Here is a 7,667-nt window from a genome sequence, read left to right on the forward strand (position 1 = left end):
TTATTGTGAATTATCGGACATTCGACCTGACAAGGGATACTATAAATTCCGTTCTGGAATATTCCCATCCGTTCAGCTATGAGATCATCGTAGTCGACAATGCATCAGGCGACGACAGCCTAGCGAGATTGAAGGATTGTTTCAATAACAAAGTAAAGTTCATAGCCTCCAAAGAAAACAACGGCTTTGCAGCAGGAAACAACCAGGCCCTGCGGGAAGCGACAGGCGACTACATACTTCTTCTGAACTCAGACACCGTAGTCTGGCAGAACTGCCTTGAGGAAGTCTACGATTACATGGAAAACCACGATGATGTCGGTGCATGCGGCTGCAGGGTAAGGCTTGAGGACGGTGAGCTTGACAAGGCATGCAAAAGGACATTTCCAAACGTCAAGAACTCATTTTTCAGACTTTTCCACATTCCAAACAGAAGCAAGGACGACAATTACAATCTCACAGACCTTCCCGATGATGAGGTTTATGAAATCGACTGCCTTACCGGAGCGTTCATGTTCATAAGAAAGGAGGCCCTGGATGAGGTCGGACTGCTTGACGAGACCTTCTTCATGTACGGTGAGGACATTGACCTGTGCTACCGCATAAAGCAGGCCGGATGGAAGATAGTCTATCACGGCAAGTCATCCATAACCCATTTAAAGGGGGCAAGCAGCAAGAAGCAAAAAAGCAAGCTTATTTATGAGTTTTACCGTGCCATGTATATCTATTACAAAAAGCATCATGCCTCAGAATCTTCATTTGTCGTAAACATCGTTGTATACATCGGAATCGCTGTTTTGTGCATTTTAAAACTGTTTTTAAATTTGTTTAAAAAGAAAAGTTAAATAATATATCAACTAATATTATATTAAAACTAGTTTTTCGGTAATTGCTATGATAAAGGAAAATCAGAAATTGTTTAATATAATATTGATATTGCTTGATGTCCTAGTCATAGTGCTGGCTCTGATCTGCTCATTCTGGCTGAGGTTTGACACAACCCTTTTCGGGCCTATCGGAGGCCGTCTGGGCTTTTTCAGCTATCTTTTATTTTTAGTCTTTGCCGTGATTCCGACATATCTGATTTTGTATTTTGCTTTCGGGCTGTACAAGCCACGCCGTACCTACAAGAATATATTTTCAGAGGCAACCCAGCTGATGAAGGTAAACATCGTGGCGTTCTTTGTTCTGGTTTCAATTCTCTTTATCATAAACCAGCCTAACTTCTCAAGGATAATGCTTTTCCTTCTGGCGGTAATAGCCACATTCTTCGGAATTATAGAAAGGTTTGCAGTCAGGAGTTTCTTAAGAAACATCAGAGAAAACAACAGGAACCTTAAGCACATACTTATAGTCGGCGACAATGAGCTTGCATTCACATTTGCCCGCAAGATCAGATTGAATCCTTATCTGGGATTTGTTGTAAGCGGGTTTTTAGGAAGGCCCGAGCATGTGGGCAATGAGATTGAAGGAAGCAGAGTGATAGGAGAATTCAAGGACTTGGATTATGTTTTAGAGCACAACAACTATGACCGGGTTGTTCTCGCCATTCCTTTGAAATATTATTACCGTATAAATGAACTTGTGGAAAGCTGTGAGAAGGTAGGAATCAAGGCGGAAATCATTCCGGACTACATAAGGTATTTTCCGGCCCAGCCGTCAGTAGACATGATTGAGGACATTCCGATAATCAACATAAGGTACGTTCCACTTGACGATGACTTCAACAAGTTCCTTAAGTACACTTCAGATTATGTGATATCAATAATTGCAATTGTCATCACTTCTCCGATAATGATACTCACTGCAATCGCCATCAAGCTGACATCACCCGGACCTATAATCTTCAAACAGGAAAGGATAGGCCATCACGGAAAGCCGTTCATGATGTATAAGTTCAGAAGCATGAAAGTGCAGAATCCCAATGAGGAAAAATCCGAATGGACCACAAAGGATGATCCTAGAAAGACTTTTATTGGAAATATAATCAGAAAAACTAGTATTGATGAATTGCCTCAATTTTTCAATGTATTGAAAGGAGATATGAGCGTTGTAGGTCCAAGACCGGAAAGGCCTTACTTCGTTGACCAATTCAAGGAAAGCATTCCGAAATATATGGTCAAGCATCAAGTAAAACCCGGCATAACCGGTTGGGCTCAAATTCATGGCTGCCGTGGCGATACCTCAATCGATAAACGTATAGAATATGATATTGAGTATGTAGAAAACTGGCACATGGGTTTGGACTTAGCTATAATGATTAAAACTGCCGTAAAGAAAAATCCGAATGCATATTAGAAAATGCATGTCACTTTTGACGATATTTTTTTTGAAATTTTAACTCAAATAATACTTTTCAAATGCTCTGTCTCTAAGACTTTATATAGTTTAGTTATAAAATTATAATTAACTTTTCTATGAGGGGTTTGGTATGCAAGAAGAAATTTTACAATTATACGAAAAAATCAAAGATCAACTTTCTGAAGAAGAGTTCGAAGCCGAAATAGAGAAAGTGCGTGAAGCCCAGTCTGATGTAGGGTTTCTTGATGATGTAGATGCCGCACATACTGTTTTACAAAATTTCGGTGTTGAAAAACCTAAGTTAGAACGTGCTAATAAAGAAGAAACCTCTGAAGATTTACCATTCGATATTTCTTTAGAAAGTGAAGATGATGATGAAGTTACAATGACCGAAGAGATTCGCGAACACTATGATAAAGTCAGTGATAAGATTAGCGAAGAGGAATTCTTAAACCGTGTTCGTGAAATAAATCAGGAAAATGCAAGCATCTCTTTTCATACAAGTGTTACTTCAGCGGAAATGGTTGTCAGTGAAATAAAAGATAAGGAAGAAGAAGTTGAAGTCGTTTCCGAAAAACCTGAGTATCAGGACAAATCAATCAAGGATTTGGAAGACGGAAGCAAGGACATTACCATTGCAGGTAGAGTAATATCCATTTCAAACAAAAGATCATTCAAGACCCGTAAAGGTAAAGAGGGTGAAGTCTGCAATGTTGAGCTTCAGGACAATACCGGCACAATGAGATGTGTCTTCTGGACTCCTAACATGACTCTTTTGAAGAAATTCAATGAAGGAGACATCATTCAAATCAAGAACGTCGACATCAAGGACGGATTCGCAGGCCTTGAAGCCAATTTAAGACCAAGGTCATCAATCGCACATCTTGAAGAGGATGCCACAAAATATCCTGTTTATGAAGAAAGCATCACTGACATTGCCGACATCGAGCCTGAAACCAAGGTGAACATCATTGCCAGGATTCTCAGGATTCCAACCATCAGAAGCTATGAAAAGAATGGAAAGCAAGGAAAAGTCGCTTCCCTCGAATTGCAGGATGCAACCGGAAAAATCACTTACACCTTATGGAATAAAAACGTTGAACTGATCAATGACTTGAAATTAGAGGATGGAGATACAGTTAAAATCCTCGCAGCTCAGGCCCGTGAAAGAACAAACAGGGACGGAGTTGCAGAAATCTCACTTACCCACTGGGATGGAAGAATCATCAAAGGGGAATATGATGTTCCTGAAATCCAACAGGAATTTTCCCAAATCGGAGATTTAAGCGAACAAAAGGATGTTTCAATCAAAGGTGTCGTAGTCAGACTCCAGGACATCAGGACATTCCTTAGAAAAACCGACAATAGCGAAGGAAGGTTAAGAAACTTCGATGTTGGAGATTCAACAGGTTCAATCAGAGTCACAGTATGGGGTGACGACACTGCTTTGCCGATTAATAAAGGAGACATAATTAAAATCATCGGCGGAGACGTTCGCTTTGACGATTATACCGAAAGCGGTTACTCAATGAATACCAATTTCAATACCCAAATCACAATCAACCCTGAAAACCTGACAATCGAGGAGCTGGACGAGTTCGAAAACATCCGTGAACAACTGAGGCCTACTCCAATCGGAACCATAGGAGAGATTGACGATGAAGGTAAAGAGATTGACATTGTCGGAAGGATTCTCTCTGTCAATGACATTAACGAATTCCAACGTGACGACGGAACTGTTGGAATTGTCCGTTCAGTGATGTTTGCAGATGAATCAGGCAAGGTTCAGCTGTCCTTCTGGAATGAAAGGGCACAGGAAGAATATGTTGTTGGAGACGCATACCAAATTGAAAATGCAAGGACAAGACTTGGTATGATGAGCGTTGATCTAAACATCGGAAGCGGCTCCAGAGTAATCAAACTGTCTGAAGAACAGGCATCAGCAATGTTCATTCCTGAATTGTCCACATTGGAAAAAACCATCTACAATCCTAAAAAGATTGAGGATCTTGACGAAGAGGAAGAGGACACAATCATTATCGGTAGAATTATAGAATTGAATGACATCCGTGAATTCGACAGGGACACTGGAGATGTTGGATATGTAAGAAACATCGAGATTGCCGATGATACAGGCACCATCAGAGTCGCACTATGGGATAAGGATGCTCAAAAGGAAAGGGCAATCGGAGATGGAATCAAACTCCAAAATCCTCGCCTGGCATTGAATATGGACAATCGCCTTGAAGCAAATGTATCAAGGGCCACTACCATTCTTGAACCTAGCGAAAGCGAACTCGAGAAACTGCCTTCCATCGATGAGCTTTTAGCAGCAATCTATGTTCCAAAAACTATCGAATCCCTGCTTGAAGACGATACAAACGTTTGCGTTACAGGTACAATCAAGGATGTAAGCACCCAAAGGGCCATTCTTAAGAAATGTCCTAACTGCAGCGCCACTGTCGAAGAGTCAATTGATGAATATGTCTGTGACAACTGCGGATACACTTTCGATGAACCGGACTATCTTCTCATGCTCCCTACAAGAATCGAAGATGATACCGGTGACATTCAGGTCACATTCTTTGACAAATTGGCTGAAGAGCTAATCGGAATGAAAAAAGAGGAAATTATCAGTCTTATTGATGACGGTTATGGAATTGAAGACAAGCTTGAAGACTTAAATGGATTAACTGTTGAAATTATAGCTGACGTAAGTTTTGACGAATACAATGAAGAAAATAGGCTACGCCCTAAAAAAATCTTAAACAAATATTTTTAAATAAGCAAAAGGAATGATTATTATGGTAGAATTAGCAGATTTACCAGGTGTTGGTGAAAAAACAGCAGAAAAATTAAAAGACGCAGGTTTTGCTGATATGATGAGATTAGCTACCGCTACTCCAAAAGAATTGTCAGTAAAAGCAGAAATCGGTGAAGGTGTTGCAGAAAAAGTTATTGAAGCTGCGCGTAGAGCTGAAAACATTGATTTTGAAACCGCTTTGGAAGTGGATGAAAGAAGAAAAGACGTCGGTCACATTACTGTAGGAAGCCAGGAATTCAACGATTTAATCGGCGGTGGAATCGAAACCCAGTCAATCACTGAAGTTTTCGGTGAATTCGGATCAGGTAAAAGTCAAATTTCCCATGAATTGGCTGTTACTGTCCAATTGCCTGTTGAACAGGGCGGTCTTGACGGTGAATGTGTATTTGTCGATACCGAAAACACTTTCCGTCCTGAAAGGGTAAGGCAAATCGCTGAAGGATTTGACATGGACGTCGAGCAGGTATTGAGCAGAATCCATGTTGCACGTGCATTCAACTCAGCTCACCAAATCCTCATGGTCGACAAGATCAATGAACTCATTCAAAGCGGAACCAATGTCAGACTGGTCATCGTCGATTCATTGATGGCTCACTTCAGGGCTGAATACGTCGGAAGGGAATCCCTTGCTGTAAGGCAGCAAAAGCTTAACCAACATTTACACTCCCTTCAGCAAATCGCAAACACCTATAATGTTGCGGTGTTCCTTACAAACCAGGTTCAGGCCAAACCTGATTCCTTCTTCGGTAGCCCAACAAAAGCTATCGGTGGACACGTTTTAGGTCACGCTTCCACTTACAGAATCTGGCTTAAGAAAGGTCTTGCAGGTAAAAGGATTGCACGTCTTGTGGACTCTCCTCACTTGCCTGAAGGCGAATGTGTATTTAAAATTACTAGCGAAGGTATCGTTAGTTAAATTTTACCCTTTTTTTCTTTTTTCTTATATTTTTACTAGTGTAACCTATTTGATTACACCTATCGTCAATGTCATGTTGTCATACCTAAATTTTGTTAATATTAACATTGCCAAAAGTTATTATTTCATCAAATATGAATTATTAATGTTTATTTGAAATAATTAGCTCTATTTATTCTTTTTAAAAGCTATAAAGTAATTTTAATCAATATTTTATTTCATCATATATATACTTTACTCTAATATTTCATAAGAAAGCTTTAAATATGTGTATTTACTACATATGTATATCTAATAGTATGTAAAATTTTACTAGACTTGTTTTAAAAATTGCAATTTTTTATATATATTAGATATTTTTCACGACTTGTACAAGGTGAATTAATATGGCAGAAGAAATAAATAATAACGAAGAAATTAGGATAGGTGTTTACGTCTGTCACTGTGGTGTAAACATTGGTGGAGTAGTCGACTGTCCTGACGTTGCAGAATATGCTAAGTCATTACCTAACGTCGTTTACGCAACCGACTACAAATATATGTGTTCTGACCCTGGACAAGCTATGATCCAAGAGGACATTAAAGAGAAAAACTTAAACAGAATCGTTGTAGCTGCATGTTCTCCTCGTCTTCACGAACCTACTTTCCGTAGATGTGTAGAAGAAGCTGGATTAAACAAGTTCTTATTTGAATTTGCTAACTTAAGGGAACAAGACTCCTGGGTACACATGGACTTACCTGAAGAAGCTACTGCAAAAGCTAAAGACTTAACACGTATGGCTGTTGCAAAAGCAAGATTACTTGAACCATTAGAAGCTACCAAAGTAGCAGTAGATAACAAAGCATTAGTTATCGGTGGTGGAGTAGCAGGTATCCAAACCGCATTAGATTTAGGTGACATGGGATTCAAAACCTACATTGTAGAAAGAAACCCAACCATCGGTGGAAGAATGGGACAATTAGATAAAACTTTCCCTACTCTCGACTGTTCAATGTGTATTTTAGCACCTAAGATGGTAGACTGCGCAAAACACGAAAACATCGAATTAATTTCTTACGCTGAAGTTAAAGAAGTTGACGGATTCATCGGAAACTTCAAAGTAAAAGTTGAGAAAAAACCAAGATACGTTGACGAAGCATTATGTACTGGATGTGGATCCTGTCAAGAAGCTTGTCCTATCGAAATACCTAACTACTACGACGAAGGTGTAGGTATGGTTAAAGCAGCATTCATCCCATTCCCTCAAGCTGTACCATTATGTGCAACAATCGATAAAGATTACTGTATCGAATGTAACTTATGTGTACAAGCATGTGGACCAGATGCAATTGACCACAACCAACAAGCTGAAATTATCGAATTAGAAGTTGGTACTATTGTTGCTGCAATCGGTTACGACCCATTCGACCCATCTGGAATCTACCAATACGGATACGGACGTTTCTCAAACGTAATTACTGCTATGGAAATTGAAAGAATGATTAACGCATCAGGTCCTACCGGTGGACACGTAATCAAACCTTCCGACGGTATCGAACCTAAACGTGTTGCATTCATCCACTGTGTAGGTTCAAGAGATGAACAAATCGGTAAACCATACTGTTCCAGAGTATGTTGTATGTACTCCA

Annotated in this window: 5 protein-coding genes; all 5 read left to right on the forward strand. The window is 39.7% G+C overall.

The features are described 5' to 3' along the window. Positions 1 to 2 precede the first annotated feature (2 nt). Positions 3 to 842 (forward strand): glycosyltransferase family 2 protein, encoded by an 840-nt coding sequence (locus Q0W26_RS10440; protein ID WP_298524950.1) that lies wholly within the window; start codon positions 3 to 5, stop codon positions 840 to 842. Between the two features lie 49 nt (positions 843 to 891). Continuing rightward, on the forward strand, positions 892 to 2,295 hold the full coding sequence (locus tag Q0W26_RS10445) for an undecaprenyl-phosphate glucose phosphotransferase (RefSeq protein ID WP_298524953.1): 1,404 nt from the start codon (positions 892 to 894) through the stop codon (positions 2,293 to 2,295). Positions 2,296 to 2,428: 133 nt separating this feature from the next. Continuing rightward, positions 2,429 to 5,080: an OB-fold nucleic acid binding domain-containing protein gene (locus Q0W26_RS10450; RefSeq protein WP_298524957.1), complete on the forward strand. Its 2,652-nt coding sequence runs from the start codon at positions 2,429 to 2,431 to the stop codon at positions 5,078 to 5,080. Positions 5,081 to 5,102: 22 nt separating this feature from the next. Further along, a complete protein-coding gene (gene radA, locus Q0W26_RS10455) occupies positions 5,103 to 6,038 on the forward strand; it encodes a DNA repair and recombination protein RadA (RefSeq protein WP_298524960.1) in 936 nt (311 codons plus the stop codon). 386 nt (positions 6,039 to 6,424) lie between these two features. Next, on the forward strand, positions 6,425 to 7,667 hold a 1,243-nt coding region (locus Q0W26_RS10460), incomplete at its 3' end, for a CoB--CoM heterodisulfide reductase iron-sulfur subunit A family protein (RefSeq protein ID WP_298524963.1).

Source organism: uncultured Methanobrevibacter sp. (genome assembly GCF_947169325.1).
In the GTDB taxonomy this organism is placed as follows: Archaea; Methanobacteriota; Methanobacteria; order Methanobacteriales; family Methanobacteriaceae; genus Methanocatella.

Bases quoted from the DNA above. Each gene is read 5' to 3' on its own strand.
- Q0W26_RS10445 (WP_298524953.1), top strand. From the start codon at position 892: ATGATAAAGGAAAATCAGAAATTGTTTAATATAATATTGATATTGCTT.
- Q0W26_RS10450 (WP_298524957.1), top strand. From the start codon at position 2,429: ATGCAAGAAGAAATTTTACAATTATACGAAAAAATCAAAGATCAACTT.
- radA (WP_298524960.1), top strand. From the start codon at position 5,103: ATGGTAGAATTAGCAGATTTACCAGGTGTTGGTGAAAAAACAGCAGAA.